This window comes from Brevundimonas sp. GCM10030266 (assembly GCF_042666595.1).
Taxonomy (GTDB): domain Bacteria; phylum Pseudomonadota; class Alphaproteobacteria; order Caulobacterales; family Caulobacteraceae; genus Brevundimonas.
Window position 1 is genome coordinate 394,488 of sequence record NZ_JBHTCY010000005.1, and the last position, 14,608, is coordinate 409,095.

22 protein-coding genes are annotated in these 14,608 nt (G+C 68.6%); 11 read left to right on the plus strand and 11 right to left on the minus strand.

Annotated features, from left to right (window positions below; genetic code table 11):
* Positions 1-3 precede the first annotated feature (3 nt).
* Together ACFQQC_RS16830 and ACFQQC_RS16835 are read right to left on the minus strand one after the other, a co-directional pair.
* Entirely contained in the window at positions 4-522 is a 519-nt protein-coding gene (locus ACFQQC_RS16830; protein ID WP_376863690.1) for a DUF1465 family protein, read from the minus strand.
* A gap of 113 nt (positions 523-635) precedes the next feature.
* Positions 636-839: a DUF1192 domain-containing protein gene (locus ACFQQC_RS16835; protein ID WP_376863691.1), complete on the minus strand. Its 204-nt coding sequence runs from the start codon at positions 837-839 to the stop codon at positions 636-638.
* 78 nt (positions 840-917) lie between these two features.
* On the opposite strand from ACFQQC_RS16835, the gene ACFQQC_RS16840 reads away from it, so the two are divergent.
* Complete coding sequence (locus ACFQQC_RS16840; protein ID WP_376863692.1) at positions 918-1,889, plus strand: NAD(P)H-quinone oxidoreductase; 972 nt, start codon at positions 918-920, stop codon at positions 1,887-1,889.
* Here the strand turns inward: ACFQQC_RS16840 and ACFQQC_RS16845 are convergent.
* Together ACFQQC_RS16845 and ACFQQC_RS16850 are read right to left on the minus strand one after the other, a co-directional pair.
* A complete protein-coding gene (locus ACFQQC_RS16845) occupies positions 1,886-2,245 on the minus strand; it encodes a DUF1428 domain-containing protein (RefSeq protein WP_376863693.1) in 360 nt (119 codons plus the stop codon). The genes ACFQQC_RS16840 and ACFQQC_RS16845 overlap by 4 nt on opposite strands.
* Before the next feature lie 56 nt (positions 2,246-2,301).
* A complete protein-coding gene (locus ACFQQC_RS16850; protein ID WP_376863694.1) occupies positions 2,302-2,916 on the minus strand; it encodes a beta/gamma crystallin-related protein in 615 nt (204 codons plus the stop codon).
* Between the two features lie 227 nt (positions 2,917-3,143).
* Between ACFQQC_RS16850 and ACFQQC_RS16855 the strand changes: the two genes are divergently transcribed.
* Positions 3,144-3,815 (plus strand): DUF1013 domain-containing protein, encoded by a 672-nt coding sequence (locus tag ACFQQC_RS16855; RefSeq protein WP_376863695.1) that lies wholly within the window; start codon positions 3,144-3,146, stop codon positions 3,813-3,815.
* Positions 3,816-3,952: 137 nt separating this feature from the next.
* Here the strand turns inward: ACFQQC_RS16855 and ACFQQC_RS16860 are convergent, their stop codons facing one another.
* Positions 3,953-4,126: a YdcH family protein gene (locus ACFQQC_RS16860; protein WP_376863696.1), complete on the minus strand. Its 174-nt coding sequence runs from the start codon at positions 4,124-4,126 to the stop codon at positions 3,953-3,955.
* 128 nt (positions 4,127-4,254) lie between these two features.
* Between ACFQQC_RS16860 and ACFQQC_RS16865 the strand changes: the two genes are divergently transcribed.
* Genes ACFQQC_RS16865 through ACFQQC_RS16875 form a run of 3 tightly spaced genes read left to right on the plus strand, consistent with a single transcriptional unit; the run spans position 4,255 to position 5,579 of the window.
* On the plus strand, positions 4,255-4,842 hold the full coding sequence (locus tag ACFQQC_RS16865; RefSeq protein ID WP_376863771.1) for a UbiX family flavin prenyltransferase: 588 nt from the start codon (positions 4,255-4,257) through the stop codon (positions 4,840-4,842).
* Complete coding sequence (locus tag ACFQQC_RS16870; RefSeq protein WP_376863697.1) at positions 4,839-5,315, plus strand: TIGR02444 family protein; 477 nt, start codon at positions 4,839-4,841, stop codon at positions 5,313-5,315. Before ACFQQC_RS16865 ends, ACFQQC_RS16870 begins: the two co-directional genes overlap by 4 nt.
* A gap of 39 nt (positions 5,316-5,354) precedes the next feature.
* On the plus strand, positions 5,355-5,579 hold the full coding sequence (locus ACFQQC_RS16875; protein ID WP_376863698.1) for a YdcH family protein: 225 nt from the start codon (positions 5,355-5,357) through the stop codon (positions 5,577-5,579).
* Positions 5,580-5,586: 7 nt separating this feature from the next.
* Here ACFQQC_RS16875 and ACFQQC_RS16880 read toward each other — a convergent pair whose 3' ends face one another.
* Genes ACFQQC_RS16880 through ACFQQC_RS16890 form a run of 3 tightly spaced genes read right to left on the minus strand, consistent with a single transcriptional unit; the run spans position 5,587 to position 6,799 of the window.
* Positions 5,587-5,955, minus strand: coding sequence for a helix-turn-helix domain-containing protein (locus tag ACFQQC_RS16880; RefSeq protein ID WP_376863699.1), 369 nt, complete (start codon positions 5,953-5,955; stop codon positions 5,587-5,589).
* Entirely contained in the window at positions 5,927-6,196 is a 270-nt protein-coding gene (locus ACFQQC_RS16885) for a BrnT family toxin (RefSeq protein WP_376863700.1), read from the minus strand. Before ACFQQC_RS16885 ends, ACFQQC_RS16880 begins: the two co-directional genes overlap by 29 nt.
* 39 nt (positions 6,197-6,235) lie before the next feature.
* Positions 6,236-6,799: a GGDEF domain-containing protein gene (locus tag ACFQQC_RS16890; protein ID WP_376863701.1), complete on the minus strand. Its 564-nt coding sequence runs from the start codon at positions 6,797-6,799 to the stop codon at positions 6,236-6,238.
* 124 nt (positions 6,800-6,923) lie between these two features.
* Here ACFQQC_RS16890 and purE point away from each other — a divergent pair, with 124 nt between their 5' ends.
* Positions 6,924-7,415: a 5-(carboxyamino)imidazole ribonucleotide mutase gene (gene purE, locus ACFQQC_RS16895; RefSeq protein ID WP_376863702.1), complete on the plus strand. Its 492-nt coding sequence runs from the start codon at positions 6,924-6,926 to the stop codon at positions 7,413-7,415.
* Positions 7,416-8,495, plus strand: coding sequence for a 5-(carboxyamino)imidazole ribonucleotide synthase (locus ACFQQC_RS16900; RefSeq protein WP_376863703.1), 1,080 nt, complete (start codon positions 7,416-7,418; stop codon positions 8,493-8,495).
* Between the two features lie 169 nt (positions 8,496-8,664).
* Here ACFQQC_RS16900 and ACFQQC_RS16905 read toward each other — a convergent pair whose 3' ends face one another.
* Positions 8,665-9,321 (minus strand): COQ9 family protein, encoded by a 657-nt coding sequence (locus ACFQQC_RS16905; RefSeq protein ID WP_376863704.1) that lies wholly within the window; start codon positions 9,319-9,321, stop codon positions 8,665-8,667.
* A 188-nt stretch (positions 9,322-9,509) separates the two neighbouring features.
* On the opposite strand from ACFQQC_RS16905, the gene rpsU reads away from it, so the two are divergent.
* The 3 genes from rpsU to ACFQQC_RS16920 all read left to right on the plus strand — a co-directional run bounded on the left by rpsU (position 9,510) and on the right by ACFQQC_RS16920 (position 10,472).
* Positions 9,510-9,746 (plus strand): 30S ribosomal protein S21, encoded by a 237-nt coding sequence (gene rpsU, locus ACFQQC_RS16910; protein ID WP_141628328.1) that lies wholly within the window; start codon positions 9,510-9,512, stop codon positions 9,744-9,746.
* A 144-nt stretch (positions 9,747-9,890) separates the two neighbouring features.
* Positions 9,891-10,271 carry a hypothetical protein gene (locus tag ACFQQC_RS16915; RefSeq protein WP_376863705.1) on the plus strand — a complete coding sequence of 127 codons (381 nt, stop codon included), beginning with the start codon at positions 9,891-9,893 and terminating at the stop codon, positions 10,269-10,271.
* Positions 10,272-10,346: 75 nt separating this feature from the next.
* Positions 10,347-10,472, plus strand: coding sequence for a hypothetical protein (locus ACFQQC_RS16920; protein WP_376863706.1), 126 nt, complete (start codon positions 10,347-10,349; stop codon positions 10,470-10,472).
* A gap of 98 nt (positions 10,473-10,570) precedes the next feature.
* Here ACFQQC_RS16920 and ACFQQC_RS16925 read toward each other — a convergent pair whose 3' ends face one another.
* The gene (locus tag ACFQQC_RS16925; protein WP_376863707.1) at positions 10,571-12,034 is read right to left on the minus strand and encodes an ABC transporter permease; all 1,464 of its coding nucleotides are present in this window, start codon (positions 12,032-12,034) and stop codon (positions 10,571-10,573) included.
* Positions 12,031-12,993, minus strand: coding sequence for an ABC transporter ATP-binding protein (locus ACFQQC_RS16930; RefSeq protein WP_376863708.1), 963 nt, complete (start codon positions 12,991-12,993; stop codon positions 12,031-12,033). Before ACFQQC_RS16930 ends, ACFQQC_RS16925 begins: the two co-directional genes overlap by 4 nt.
* 150 nt (positions 12,994-13,143) lie before the next feature.
* Here ACFQQC_RS16930 and ACFQQC_RS16935 point away from each other — a divergent pair, with 150 nt between their 5' ends.
* The gene (locus ACFQQC_RS16935; protein WP_376863709.1) at positions 13,144-14,571 is read left to right on the plus strand and encodes a sensor histidine kinase; all 1,428 of its coding nucleotides are present in this window, start codon (positions 13,144-13,146) and stop codon (positions 14,569-14,571) included.
* The last annotated feature ends 37 nt before the right edge of the window (positions 14,572-14,608 follow it).

Consider the following 14,608-nt stretch of genomic DNA (forward strand, 5'->3'; position numbering starts at 1 on the left):
GTCTCACTGGCGGAAGGCCGCGGCCAGTCGATCCATTTGGCTCTGCACCGGATTGATCGCCTCCTCCTCGGGGGCGTCGAGATACATCTTGCGGTCCAGATGCAGGACACGGTCGTACAGCCGCTCGGACCGGACCAGATATTCCACCAAAGCAATCGGCAGGTCGCCGTGCGTCGGCTCGGCCTCGATCTTCCGTTCGGCCAGCCGGTAGCGGGTCTCGCAGGCCGCCAGGGCGGTCATGTCGCCCTCGCGCACCGCCCGCTGCACCAGCAGCCAGGACGCGATCTGCATCAGGCGGGTGGTCAGCTTCATGCTTTCGCCCGCATAGGCCAGGGCGGCGGCGCGGGACAGCAGCTTGGACTCGCGACGCCCGTCGCCATCCAGATAGGCGGCGGTCTCCTCGACCAGCTCCATCCCCTCGCGGAAGGTGCGATCGAACAGCTCCGAGCGCGCGAAATCGTCCACCACCGCTTCGCGGGTGCGGCCCGAAGGCGTCAGAACGGAGGCGTCGTCGGTAGGCATGAACTCAACCAGACTCATGGACTGTGGGTACCCGTATCACGACCGGCACCGATGCGCGCGGCCAGACCGGCCACTGCAACGCCTGTGCCATGCACGTAACCGGGGAAAAGCGGTCAGCTGCGGAAATTGAACAATGCATCCGCGGCGTTACGCTGGGAAGACTTGCCCTCGATTGCGGTCTTCGCGCGAGCGATCTCGGCTTCCAGCGTCTCGATCCGTTCCTTCAGATCCTCGACCGAATAGCCGTCCAGATCCTCGCGGGTCAGGGCCGTCAACGGGGCGCCGCGGGCCGGCCGGGGCTCCAGATCCTCAAACATCGTCGCCTCCTTCGTGGTCTTCGGGAACGCAAACCCCTATCTCAACGCCCGGACACGGATGATTGCAAGGACAACGGAATGCGGGTGATCCAGATCGAAGGCGGCGCCGGACCGGCGGACGCCCTGACCCTGGCCGAGCGTCCCGATCCGGTTCCCGGTCCGGGTCAGATCCGCATCCGGGTCCGGGCCGCGGGCGTCAACCGTCCCGATTTGCTCCAGCGCAACGGCCTCTACCCCCCGCCCCCCGGCGCCCCGGACACGCTCGGCCTCGAGGTCGCCGGCGACGTGGACCAGATCGGCGAAGGCGTCACGCGCTGGGGGATCAGCGACCGGGTCTGCGCCCTGCTGGGCGGCGGCGGCTATGCCGACCATGCGGTCGTGGACGCGCGCCACGCCCTGCCCGTCCCCGACGACATCGACCTCGTCCAGGCCGCCGCCCTGCCAGAGACGGTCTGCACCGTCTTCGCCAATGTGTTCGAGGCCGGCGGGCTGAAGGCGGGCGAGACCCTGCTGATCCACGGCGCGACCAGCGGCATCGGCGTCACCGCCATCCAGATGGCCAAGGCCGCCGGAGCGAAGGTCATCGCCACCTCCCGCGGCCCGGCCAAGACCGAGGCCGCCCGCGCCCTCGGCGCCGATCTCAGTCTCGACGCCACCGCGGGGGACATGACCGCCGCCATTCGTGACTTCGGCGGCGCCGATGTGGTGCTCGACATGCTGGGCGCCGACTACGCCGAACTCAATCAGGCGGTGCTCAAGTCCTGCGGCCGCTGGGTGGTCATCGCCACCCTGACCGGCGCGACGGCGCAGATCGATCTGATGAAGCTGATGCTCAAGCGGATCGTCCTGACCGGCTCGACGCTGCGCGCCCGCCCGGCGGACGAAAAGGCCCGGCTGATCGCGGCGGTCGAGGCGACCGCCTGGCCCTGGCTGGCGTCCGGCGCGCTCAAGCCGCCGATCGACGCCGTCTTTCCGCTGGAACAGGCCGCCGACGCCCATCGCCGCCTTGAGGCCGGCGATCACATCGGCAAGATCGTCCTGACCGCCTAAAGCTCCAGCAGGGTCGTGAACCCGCCGTAGATCATCCGCTTGCCGTCGAACGGCGCGTCGGTGTCCATCTGCTGATCCTTGATGCGGGGGTCTTCCATGACCTTCGCGTTCACGGCGTCGCGCTGCTCGCGCGAGTCATAGGTGATCCAGGAAAAGACCACGACCTCGCCCTCCCCGGCCTGCACGGCGCGTGGGAAGGACGTGATCTCGCCGTAGGGCGCGTCGTCGGCCACGCACTCCACATAGGCGCGCGCGCCGTACTCCTTCCAGACCTCTCCGGCCTTGCGGGCGAACTCGCGATACTCGTCGATCCGGTCCTTCGGGACCGCCAGTACGAAACCGTCGACATAGGACATGGGAGGCTCCTCTTCCTGTGTCGGAAAAGAAGCCTCCCCGCCTTCGGGGGTTCCGCCTATCGCCCGCCGCGACGCAGCGGACGCAGGGACGAGATGCGGTCGTTGAAGCGGTGGTTGCCCAGGTTGCGGACGTCATCGCGGAACGTCCGGCACTCGCCGCGATAGTTGGCGTCCGAGCAGGCTTCCCACTCGCCGGTGACCCGCATCGAGCTGATGGCGTCGTTCAGACCGGACCGGCCCAGGTTCGGAATGCCGTCGCGGAAGCTGGCGGACCGGCCACGGTAGTCGGCGTTCTCGTAGACGGTGATCGAGGCGCGCCCGTTCCAGCCGCCGCCGTTGCCGCCACCCCAGCCGCCGCCGGGACCGCCCGGACGGCCGCCGTCCGAGTCCTCGTAGTCGCCCCGGAACAGACCGCAGACCAGCAGGCCGTCATTGTTGCGGATTTCGTAGTTGCCGCAGCGGTTCAGCTCGATCGACGTGCCGCGAATATCGCCGCGCCGCGTCTGGCAATCGGCGTAGAGCCGGCCACGGTTCACATATTCGCCGCTGCAGGAGTCGCGGTAGTCGCCGCGCGGCGCGACCCGCTCCTGACCGCCTCCCATCGCCGGGGCGCGTTCCTGACCGCCGCCCGCCGACATCAACGCCACTGCCGCCAGAGTCTCGATAAGCATGGTGTCCTCCCAGTGCCCAAGCTGGCGCATCAACGCGCCGATGGGGCCAATGTTCAACAGCCAAGCTGAACCGTGGCTGTACAACTCTGTTCGGGATCGTTTCTTTTTCTCGCGAACAGGCCTATGAAGGTAACATCAGCGCCCGGCCGAAAGGTCGGGCGCCGTCGTATCCGGAACCCGCCAGACCTCGATCTGCGCGGCTCCAAACCTGAGAAGCGAACACGCGCATGACCGACATTCTGATGCCCAAGGCCACCGCGGTCTGGATGGTCGACAACACCTCGCTGACCTTCGAGCAGATCGCCGACTTCTGCGGCCTGCACCCGCTGGAAGTGCGCGGCATCGCCGATGGCGATGTGGCCCGCGACATCCGCGGCGTCGATCCGATCACCGGCGGCCAGCTGACCCGCGAGGAACTGGACAAGGCCCAGGCCGATTCCAGCTACCGCATGAAGGCCGTGGTCAGCCGCCACGCCGAACTGCTCAAGTCGGCCAAGCCGGCGCCGAAATACACGCCGGTCTCGCGCCGTCAGGACCGTCCGGACGCCATCATGTGGTTCGTGAAGAACCACCCGGAAGTGACCGACGCCCAGATCTCCAAGCTGCTGGGCACCACCAAGGCCACCATCGAGACCGTGCGCAATCGCACGCACTGGAACTCGGCCAACATCAAGGCCGTCGACCCGGTGACCCTGGGCCTCGTCGGCCAGCTGGCGCTGGACGAACTGGTCAAGAAGGCCGCCGACAAGAAGGCCAAGGACGACGCGAAGAAGGGTGGCGCCACCCTGCAGGCCGTGGACGCCCCGGTCGAGGACGCCGAACCCGAATTCGTGCCGGAAGAGCGCGAGCGCCGTGGCGCCGAGCCGACCGCCGAGTCGGTCTTCGGTTCGCGCGATTAACCTCCCCACCTGTGGGGAGGGGGACCATCCGAGCCGCAGGCGAAGGATGGTGGAGGGGTTCTCACCGCTCCGCTGACACAAAAAACGGCCCCGGAGAGCGATCTCCGGGGCCGTCGTCATTTCGGGAGGTCAGGCCCCTAGTGAGCCCTGCCCTCCAGACTGGTGATCTCTTCCTTGAGCCGGAGCTTCTGCTGCTTGAGCTCCCTTACGCGAAGCGAGTCCGTTGCCGGGTTCCGGGTCTCGCGCTGGATGGTCTCATCCAGGTTGCGGTGACGGTTTCCCAGTTCGCGGATACGAGCTTCGATGGTCATGGCTTGCGCCTCCATGTCTAAGGGACCACTAGAGTGAGCGCCCGGCTTGACCGCCTGTAGAATCACTTTCCGGTGAGGCTGGCGGCCTTCCGGACCCGACGACCCTGGAGCCCGAATTGGCCGAAGATGTGAACGGAGCCGTACGACCTCCGCCCAGACGACTCGTCGTCGGAATTTCCGGCGCGTCCGGAATAACTTACGGCATCCGCGCTCTTGAGGCCCTCAGGGAACTTGAGGTCGAGAGCCACCTTGTCGTCAGCCGCGCCGCCCTGCTCACTTTGTCGCAGGAGACGGACCTCTCCGCCGACGACCTGACCGGCCGCGCGGACGTGGTGCACAAGCTGAACGACGTCGGCGCCTCCATCGCCTCGGGCTCCTTCCGCACCATGGGCATGCTGATCGCCCCCTGTTCGGTGCGGACGATGGGCGAGATCGCCACCGGCGTGACCTCCACCCTGCTGACCCGCGCCGCCGACGTGGCGCTGAAGGAGCGCCGTCCGCTGGTGCTGATGGTGCGCGAGACGCCCTTCCACCTCGGCCACCTGCGCACCATGACGGCCCTGGCCGAGATGGGCGCGACCATCGCCCCGCCTCTGCCCGCCTTCTATGCGAAGCCGACCTCCATCGCGGAGATGGTCGACCAGTCGGTCGGTCGGGCGCTGGACGTCTTCGGTCTGGACTGGTCGGCGGTGAAGCGCTGGGACGGTCTGAAGTGAGCGACACCCCCACGCTCTGGGACTGGTCCCTTCGCATCTGGTCCGCGCCCGGCGTCGAGACCGCGGGGCTCGATCTGCAGGACGCCCAGGGCCAGGCCCTGCCGCTGATCCTCTGGGCCGCCTGGTGCGCCCGGACCGGCCGCGCGCCGGACGCCGACGCCATCGAGGCCGCCTGTGACACCGCCCGCGTCTGGCAGGAGACCGCCGTCGCCCCGCTGCGCGCCGTCCGCCGCACGCTCAAGGGCCGCGTCCCCGATTTCGATGACGCCGACCGCGAGGCCATCCGCGCCCAGGTGAAGGCCATCGAGCTGGACGCCGAACGCCGGCTTCTGGCCGCGCTGGAAGCCCTGGCTCCCGCGCCATCGGGCGGCGCCAGGCCGGTCTTCCCGGCCCTGATCGCCGTGGCCCGGGAATGGGCCCCTATCACGCCGCGCCGATCGCTCGAACTGTTCGCTGAACGCCTTCCGACCTGACCGGGGTCACGTTATGATCGCCGCGTCCGGGGACCGAGCATGAACGACGACGAACCTTTCCTGACCGAGGAAGAGCTGGCGCTTCACGCCCGGCTCAAGGAACTCCAGCTGGAGCATGCCGATCTGGACGCCTCGATCGAGGCCCTGGGCCATATGCCGATCCCCGATCAGCTGATGATCGCGCGCCTCAAGCGCAAGAAGCTGACCCTGCGCGACGAGATCGTGAAGATCGAGGCCCGGATCCTGCCGGACATCATCGCCTGAAACCGGCTCAGGCCGCCCTGGCCAGCAACTCGATGACAGCCTTCGCATCCTCGCGGATCAGCCGCAGGTAGGATTCCGTTGCCCCATCCGGCTGCGTCCGTCCCTGTTCGAGGTCGCGCAACCGTCCGAGCGTAAAGCCGAAAGCCTCCGCGAACGCCTGTTGCGTCATGCCAGATCGCCACCGTGCCGACCGCGCCAGGGTGATCCGTTTCATGCCGGCCAGTTGTTCTTCATTCAGCGGCGGAGAGTCCGGATCGGACAGGGCAGCCGCATGCCGCTCTTCGTCGGTCATCGCCTGAAAACGACGCCGGTCTTCCTCGGTGACCCTGTAGCCACCCGGCGGAGGCCTATAGCGGACGATATTGTCTTCGCTCATGGGGTGTCGCTTCCCGGGCCGAGATTATGCGGACGACGTCCTCCCGCCGCTCTGTGAACACGACGAGCAGAATCCCCAGTTCCGACCAGCCGGTCACCGTCTGCCGGTACTCGTCCCGGGAAAACAGATCGTCCTCGAACAGCGCATGCTCGTCGAAGAACACCTGCGTGGCGACCAGAAACGAGACCCCATGTTTCCTGAGGTTCGCCGCTGCCTTGTCCGGGTCCCATTCGAACTCCACGCATACCTCCCGTATATACGGAATCTCCGCAGTTGAGAACTACCGGCCCTTTTTCCTCACCCACATGGCGGCGTCGGCCTCGGCCAGCCAGATTTCCGGATCGGCCTGGCCCGTCCAGGCGCGCACGCCGAACGAGCCGCCCAGACCGGTCGCCTGTCCCTCGTATTCGAACGGCTCGGTCTCCAGCACGGCGGCCAGACGGCGGGCCTTCTCGCGGCCCTCATCCAGTCCGGCGTTGAGCATCAGCAGGCCGAACTCGTCGCCCCCCAGACGTCCCACCGCGTCCGACTCGCGCAGATTGGCCTTCAGCAGACCCGCCACATGCACCAGCGCCGCGTCACCCGCGGCATGGCCCAGCCGGTCGTTGACGCCCTTGAAGCCGTCCAGATCCAGATACAGCAGCACCGCCGGGGTCTGGTGGCGCTGGCAATAGGCCATGGCGCTCTTCATCGCCGCCACGAACCCGCGCCGGTTCAGGGCCGGCGTCAGCACATCGTGATCCGCCGCCGCCTCGGCCGCTTCGGCGCGCGCCATCGCGACCTCGAGCTCGGCGCGCAGCCGCTCGATCTCGGCATAGGGGTCGATGACGGCCACGTCGGTCACGAAAGAAAGGCGCCCTGCGACCGGCGACTCAGCACGTCCGGCCAATGCGGAGCCTAACGCGGTCGGTTGCGGGCGCAACGCGAGTCCTGTATCGCGCCGCTTTCCGCGAGAAAGGCCTCGACTCATGTCGACCGAGACCCCGCCGGTGGCGATCATCATGGGCAGCCGTTCGGACTGGCCGACCATGAAACACGCGGCCGACGCGCTGGACGCGCTCGGCGTCGCCTGGGAAGCGAAGGTCGTCAGCGCCCACCGCACGCCCCAACGCCTCGTCGAGTTCTCGACCGGCGCCCGCGCCGCGGGCTTCAAGGTCATCATCGCCGGCGCCGGCGGCGCGGCCCACCTGCCCGGCATGGCCGCCTCCATGACCGAACTGCCGGTCCTCGGCGTGCCGGTGCAGTCGAAGGCGCTGAAGGGCCTCGATAGCCTGCTGTCCATCGTCCAGATGCCCGGCGGCGTCCCCGTCGCCACCCTGGCCATCGGCGAGGCGGGCGCGAAGAACGCCGGCCTGCTGGCCGGGCAGATCCTGGCGCTCAACGATCCGGCCCTGATGGAGCGGCTGACCGCCTACCGCGACGCCCAGACCGCCTCCGTGCTCGAAACGGTCGAGGACTGAGTGACCGGACTGCCCCTCCCCCCCGGCTCGACCATCGGCATCCTGGGCGGCGGCCAGCTGGGCCGCATGCTCAGCCAGGCGGCCTCGCGCCTCGGCTTCAACGTCGTCATCCTTGATCCCGAGGAGAACAGCCCGGCGGGCCGCGTTTCCCAGGGCCAGGTGATCGGCGCCTATGACGACCCAACGGCCCTCAGCGTGCTGGGCCGCGTCGCCCAGGCCGTGACCTTCGAGTTCGAGAACGTCCCCGCCGCCTCGGTCCAGACCCTGGTCGACAGCGGCGCCCAGGTGGCGCCGGGCGCTCGCGCCCTCGCCGTAGCCCAGGACCGGGTGGACGAGAAGACCTTCCTCAACAGCGTCGGCGCCACCACCGTCGACTTCGCCGCCGTGGACAGCGTGGACGATCTGGTCGCCGGGCTGGAGCGCCTCGGCCTGCCCGCCCTGCTGAAGACCCGCCGCGAGGGCTATGACGGCAAGGGTCAGGTCTGGGTGAAGTCCGTCGGCGACGCCGCCGAAGCCTTCGCCGCCATCGGCGGCAAGCCCGCCGTGCTGGAGGCGAAGGCCGCCTTCACCCGCGAACTGTCGGTCATCGCCGCCCGCGGCCGTGACGGTCAGGTGGCCGTCTATCCGCTGGGCGAGAACATCCACAAGGGCGGCGTCCTGAAGACCACCCTCGCCCCGGCCGCCGTCGATCCGAAGACCGACGCCCGCGCCCGCGAGATCGCCGCCGCCATCCTGAACGGCCTCGACTATGTCGGCGTGCTGGGGGTCGAGCTGTTCGACCTCGGAGACGGAACCCTGCTGGTCAACGAGATCGCGCCGCGCGTTCACAACACCGGCCACTGGACCCAGGACGGCTGCGTCTGCGACCAGTTCGAGCAGCACATCCGCGCCGTCGCCGGCTGGCCTCTGGGCCCCACCGAGCCCCACGCCCGCGTCGAGATGACCAATCTGCTGGGCGACGAGGTCGATCAGTGGAAGACGCTGGCCGCCGAACCCGACGCCCGCCTCCACCTCTACGGCAAGGCCGAAGCCCGCCCGGGCCGCAAGATGGCCCACGTGAACCGGGTGTCGAAGCTGTAGCCCCTCAAGAGCTATCGTCATCCCGACGAAAGTCGGGACCCAGCGGCGCCGCGACGGCGGCGAAACACTGAAAGTCGCAGTTGAAGCAGCGGTGCTCCCGACAGCTTCGCGCTCTCGCGCGCCGCTGGGTCCCGGGGTTCGCTGTGCGCCCCCGGGATGACGATAGCAGCTAGTGCGCCTTCGCCCCGTACCGCACCCGGCTCAGCGCCTCGGTCAGTTTCCGCAGCGGCGCATCAAAGTCCTTCCCGGCCTTCCACTTCTCGAAGGTCATGACGTTCTCGATGCGGGCCGCCACAAAGGCGTCGGCGCGCTCCTTGCCGTCGAACAGCCGCATGGTCAGGGCCGGCACCAGAATCCCCGAGACGATGGTGCGCTTGGAATAGTGGTTCCAGTCGGTGGCGGTGTCCCCGGACCACTGCCAGATCTGGTCCGCGCCCTCCCACGCCAGCTTCAGCCCCAGATCGGCGTTGACCGGCAGGGCCAGGAAGGCCGCGCACTTCTTCGCCGCCTCAAGGTCCGCCGCCGCCGCCTCCAGCCGTTCCGAGACGGCGCGGGCGATTCGCTCGCGAATCTTCAGCGATGCAGGCTCCACCGCCGACAGGGCTTCCAGCGCCCGGTCGTCATGGCGGCGCGAGAACAGGGCGGCCAGATCACGCGCGCCGTTCGGCAACAGCAGTTCCTCATCCCCGACCGACAGGCCATTGTCCTCGCAGGCGGCCCGCACCAGCCGCGCATTCCAGCCCAGGGCGGGGGCGCGGGCGATGGCCGCGTCCAGCACCGCCTGCTCCATGCGGTCGGCCCAATCCGGTTCTGGCGTCTGTGTCATGGACTGCATCATAGGCCTGTCAGGCGGGCGTTTCGAGCCTTCACAATGTGCCGCGACGATCTGGACAGACCGGGTGGGCTCGTGTATCTGCCCGCCTTCCCTCGCGAGCCCCGGCTCGGGAGCACGAATTTTATTTGTCTGCCCGTCTCCCTCACAGGACGCGGCGGGCGGCCAAAGGAGAGTTTCACCTGGTTCAGATTTTCGTCCGCGACAACAACGTCGATCAGGCCCTCAAGGCCCTGAAGAAGAAGATGCAGCGCGAAGGCAGCTTCCGCGAAATGAAGCGTCACGTGCACTACGAAAAGCCGTCGGAAAAGCGCGCTCGCCAGAAGGCTGAAGCCGTCCGTCGCGCCCGCAAGCTGGCCCGCAAGCGCGCCCAGCGCGAAGGCCTGCTGCCGGCGCCGAAGCCCCGCGCTCCCCGGTAAGACCGGGCCGCAAGGCTGAAAGATCAAAGGGTCGCTCCGCTGGAGCGGCCCTTTTTCTTTGCCCCGTTCCTTCTTTGCCCGGTTCCGCTTGCCGCGCCGCGGAACGCCGTTACCGTCAGCCGCTCCTGTCGCTGGAGGCTTTCGATGCTGGTGCTGGCCCTCACCCTCGCCCTGACCGCCAATCCGGATCCGCTGGATGCCGTCGCGGCGGCGCCCGGCAATCACCTCGTGGTCTTCGAGAACGATCAGGTGCGCGTCCTGGCGGTCACCGTGGCGCCGGGCGAGACCGAGCCGCCCCATGTCCATCGCTGGCCCAGCGTCATGCATATCCAGAACGCCCAGCCCCTGACCGACATCCTGTTCGAGGAACGCGACGGCGCGCTTGTCGAAGTGCGGCGCGTGCAACTGCCGGACGGCCCGCCCCCGCCGGCGCTGTGGTTCGAGCCGGAAGGCCCCCATTCCATCCATAACGGCGGCTCCGAGCCGTTCCGGGCGATCCGGGTCGAACTCAAGCAGGAACACTGAAGCCGCCCGGGGCGACTTCAAGGGTGCGACACCACCTCCACTTGTCAGGATCGCGGCATGCGAGAAAGTGGCCCCATGAAACAGGCGGCTCTCAGAACCCTCTTCGTCGTCGGCGGCGTGGCCGCCGTGTTCTCGGCTGTGGCGATCGTGGCCATTCCCGTCGTCTACTGGTTCAGCGAGGGCTTCACCCGCTGGCCCTGACCGCCCCGGGTTCCCCCGCCGCCTCGTCGTGAACCGCACAAACAGAAAGGGCCGCCCCGTCGCCGGAGCGGCCCTTTTGTCTTGAAGGCGGCGTCAGCCTAGTTCCCGCCACCCCGGATGGCCCCGGCGAAGCTCTTCCAGCTCAGCTTCACATCCGACAGGGCGCCGGCCCGGAAGGCCCGGCCGGAGACCCAGACCATCAGCAGGGCGAAGGCGAACATCCCGGCCATGGCGCCGATCACTTCCCAGAGCGGCGGCTCGGAGGGCAAGCGGGCGATCATCAGGAAGGGTGTGAAGAACGGCACCCACGACAGGATTTGCACCACCGGGGAGTCCGGCTGACGGAATGCCAGCTGCATGACAACCAGCGGCACCACCAACACCATCATGATCGGGCCCATCAGGGTCTGGGCGTCCCTCGGCGTATCGCAGAAGGCGCCGATAGCCGCGAACAGCACCGCGTACATCAGGTAGCCGCCGGCCATGAAGGCCACGAACCAGGCCAGCATTCCCCCGTGCAGCAGGATATCGCCCGTCCACGCGGCATACTTCGGCGCCAGGGTGACCAGCGCACCGCCGCCCAACACGCCCCAGGCCAGAGAGACGGTGAGGGTGAGCAACGCCACCCCCAGCACCTTGCCCGCCAGGATTTCGGTGGTGGAGGCCGACGACAGCAGCACTTCAAGGATCTTGTTCGACTTCTCTTCCATCACACTGTTCAGCAGGATGGAGGCGCCGGTGATGATCAATGACCAGAGCATGAAGCCGGAGAGCAGGCCGATCAGCTGAGGCAGCCGGTCCCGGAAAGATACCTCGCCGCCGGTTGAGGCCCTCGGCGAATAGGCGGTCACATGCGGGCGGAACTGCTCCGAACTCACGATGACCTGCGGCGACACGCCGGATGCGCCAAAGACCTCACGCCGGTTGGCCGACTTCAGGGCCTCGCGGACAAAGTCGTTGACCGCGTCCTCGTTGGTGCGCGCGGTCCAGACCCGGGCCGCCGGTTTGCCGTCCTCACGCGTCAACATGACAATAGCGCTCAGCGACCGGTCATCCTTGTCCCCGGTCAGATAGGTCCTGGCCGCGTCGTCGCGCGCCTTGCCCGGCGCGGCCGCCAGCACCTGCGGAGGCGGCGACGTCAGGCTAACGGTCGGCTTCGGCTCACGCCACGTCGCAGCGGCCGCGGGAGCGACACGGCGCAGTTCCGCCATGCCCGCCTCGAAGCCTTGCGTTTCGGCGATGTCACGAACCCGGTCCGCCGCCTCGGTCCCTGCGTCGGGCGAGGTCTGGGTCTCCGCCATCGCCGCCGCGTGGAGGGCGCTGGCGCGACGTCGGTCCTGCTCCACCTTCAGGTGGTCGGTCACGGCCGTGGCCAGTCCGGCTGCTCCGGCGCCGTCCTCAATGACCGCCACCGCCGGAATGGTCTCCCCGGCGCGAACCAGATAGGACACACCCCCGCCGATCACAGCGAACAGCGGGAAGGCCAGCAGCGACAGCCAGAAGCCCACGGTCATGGCGTAGGCGGCGTATTCGCGCCGCGCGATCAGGAACATGCGGTTCATCGGGCGGCCTCCGCGCCGGTCGGCTTCACGGTCTGGTCGACGTCGGGCCGGTCGCCCGTCAGGTCGATGAAGGCGTCATGCAGGGTCGGTTCGCGCAACTCGAAGCGCCGCACGTCCAGCCCGCCGATGAAGGCGGCCTTCAGCGCCTCCTGCCCGTGAACGCCCTGCGCCACGGCGGCCTTCAGCACCCGAACCCCGTCCGTATCCGACAGGATCTCGACGCCGGTCACGCCCGGCAGGCGCGCGGCCTGATCCGGATCGATCGCGCCTTCCAGCTCCAGGAACCGGCGCGAGGTCGCCCGCGCCTCGGTCACCGTGCCCTCGAAGGCCTTACGGCCCCGGGCCAGCAGCACGACCTTGTCGCACAGCCGCTCGGCGTGCTGCATGACGTGGGTCGAGAACAGAACCGTCGCCCCGTCGGCGGCCAGTCCGCGGATCATCTGCTCCAGCCCCTGCTGGTTGACCGGATCCAGCCCCGAGAAGGGCTCATCCAGGATCACGAACTCGGGCCGGTGCACCACCGACGAGATCAGCTGCACCTTCTGGGCCATCCCCTTGGACAGCTCCTTCATCTTCTTGCGCTTGGAGGCGCCCAGGCCTTGCGCGTCCAGCATCTCCTTCGCCCGCTTGCGGCCTTCGCTGATCGGCAGCCCCTTCAGCGAGCCGAAGAAGGCGATGGCGTCCACCGGCGTCATCTTCTTGTAGAGGCCGCGCTCCTCCGGCAGGAAGCCGATCCGGTCACGCACCTTGCGCCCGTCGTCGGCGCCCAGGATCTCGATCCGCCCCGCCGTCGCCGGCTGAAGGCCCAGGATCATCCGCAGGGTCGAGGTCTTGCCCGCCCCGTTCGGCCCCAGGAATCCGCAGATCGATCCCTTCGGAACCTCGAAGCTGAGATCGCGCACGGCCTGAAACTCGCCGTACCGCTTGCTCACGCCCTCCAGCCGCAAAGCCGCTGTCATAAGCCTCTCCCTGAACAACTTGGGGTCAGCCTATGCATGTAAAGGACGTTTGACAACCGGTGCACGGACGGTTCCCGGATCGATTGTCATGAATTCCGTGTCATGTTCGGTGCATACGACTCGCCCGCCCCGCGTTCCGTCCGGATGGCAATGCCCTACGAAGCCGCACAGTCTCCCGTCGCCCCCTCGTCGGCGTCCCGTTTGTGGACGGCGGGCGCCAGCGCGGGCGTGTCGGTCGTGGTGCTGCTGGTGCTGGCCGTCTTCCATCCTCAGATCGCCGGACCGCTGATCGGCGGCGCCCTGCTGGTGACCGTCTTCACCTGGGCCGTGAACCGCCGCCCGCGCCGCGCCGCCGTCCCCGGCGAGCCCTCCGAGGAAGTCGCCGCCCAGACGCCGCCTGCCCCCGACCAGCGCCTGCTGGAGAACGCCTTCGAGGCGCTGGCCGACCCCGTTCTGGTGGTGTCCGGCGGCGAGGCCGATGACATCGCCGGGCGTCGGGTGGTGCTGGCCAACGCCGCCGCGCGCGAGCTCTTCCGCATCCAGCGCGAAGGCGCCCTGCTGGTCTCGGCGGTGCGCGAGCCCTCGGTGCTGGAGGCTGTGGACGAGGCCCTGTTCGGCGGCCTGGCCCGCACCACCGACTATGCCGGCGTCGGCGCCCAGACCCGCCACTGGCGCGCCCTGACCCGCCCTCTCTCCGCCCCCGCCGGCGAGGGCGCCACCCTGGCCCTGCTGGTGCTGCGGGACGAGACCGATGTGCGCCGCATGGAGCTGATGCGCGTCGACTTCCTCGCCAACGCCTCGCACGAGTTGAAGACGCCGCTCGCCTCGCTGGCCGGCTTCATCGAGACGCTGAAGGGCCACGCCAAGGACGACCCCAAGGCCCGCGACCGCTTCCTCGACATCATGGCGGTGCAGGCCGACCGCATGGGCCGGCTGGTCTCCGACCTGCTGTCGCTCAGCCGGATCGAGCTCAACGAGCACGTCCCGCCGTCCGGCCGCGTCGATCTGGCCCGCGCCGCCGTCGACGTCATGGACGCCATCAGCATCCTGTCGGCCGAGCGCGCGGTGTCCGTCGTGATGCAGGATCGCGACCTGTCGGCCCCGGTCAACGGCGACCGCGACGAGATCGTCCAGGTGGTCCAGAACCTGGTCGACAACGCCATCAAATACTCGCCGTCCGGCGACACGGTGGACATCGTCATCCGCCCGGACGTCAGCCTCGACGAGGCCGCCGCGCCCTGGTCCGGCGGCAATCGCGAGGGCGGGATCACCCGTCTGCCGCTGGTCACGCCGGACCGCGAGCCCGGCCGACGCTACGCCGCCATCACCGTGCGTGACCACGGCCCGGGCATGGCCCGCGAACACCTGCCCCGGCTGACCGAGCGCTTCTATCGCGTCGAGGGCCAGAAGAGCGGCGAACGGCAGGGCACCGGCCTGGGCCTCGCCATCGTCAAGCACATCGTCAACCGCCACCGCGGCGGGCTGACGGTTGAAAGCGCCCCCGGCCAGGGCGCCGTCTTCACCGCCTATTTCCCGGTCGCCGAGAAACGGGCCGAGGCGACGACGACCGCTGCGTGACGCCCCTGCGACATGACGGGCCGACGCCGTAACAGAA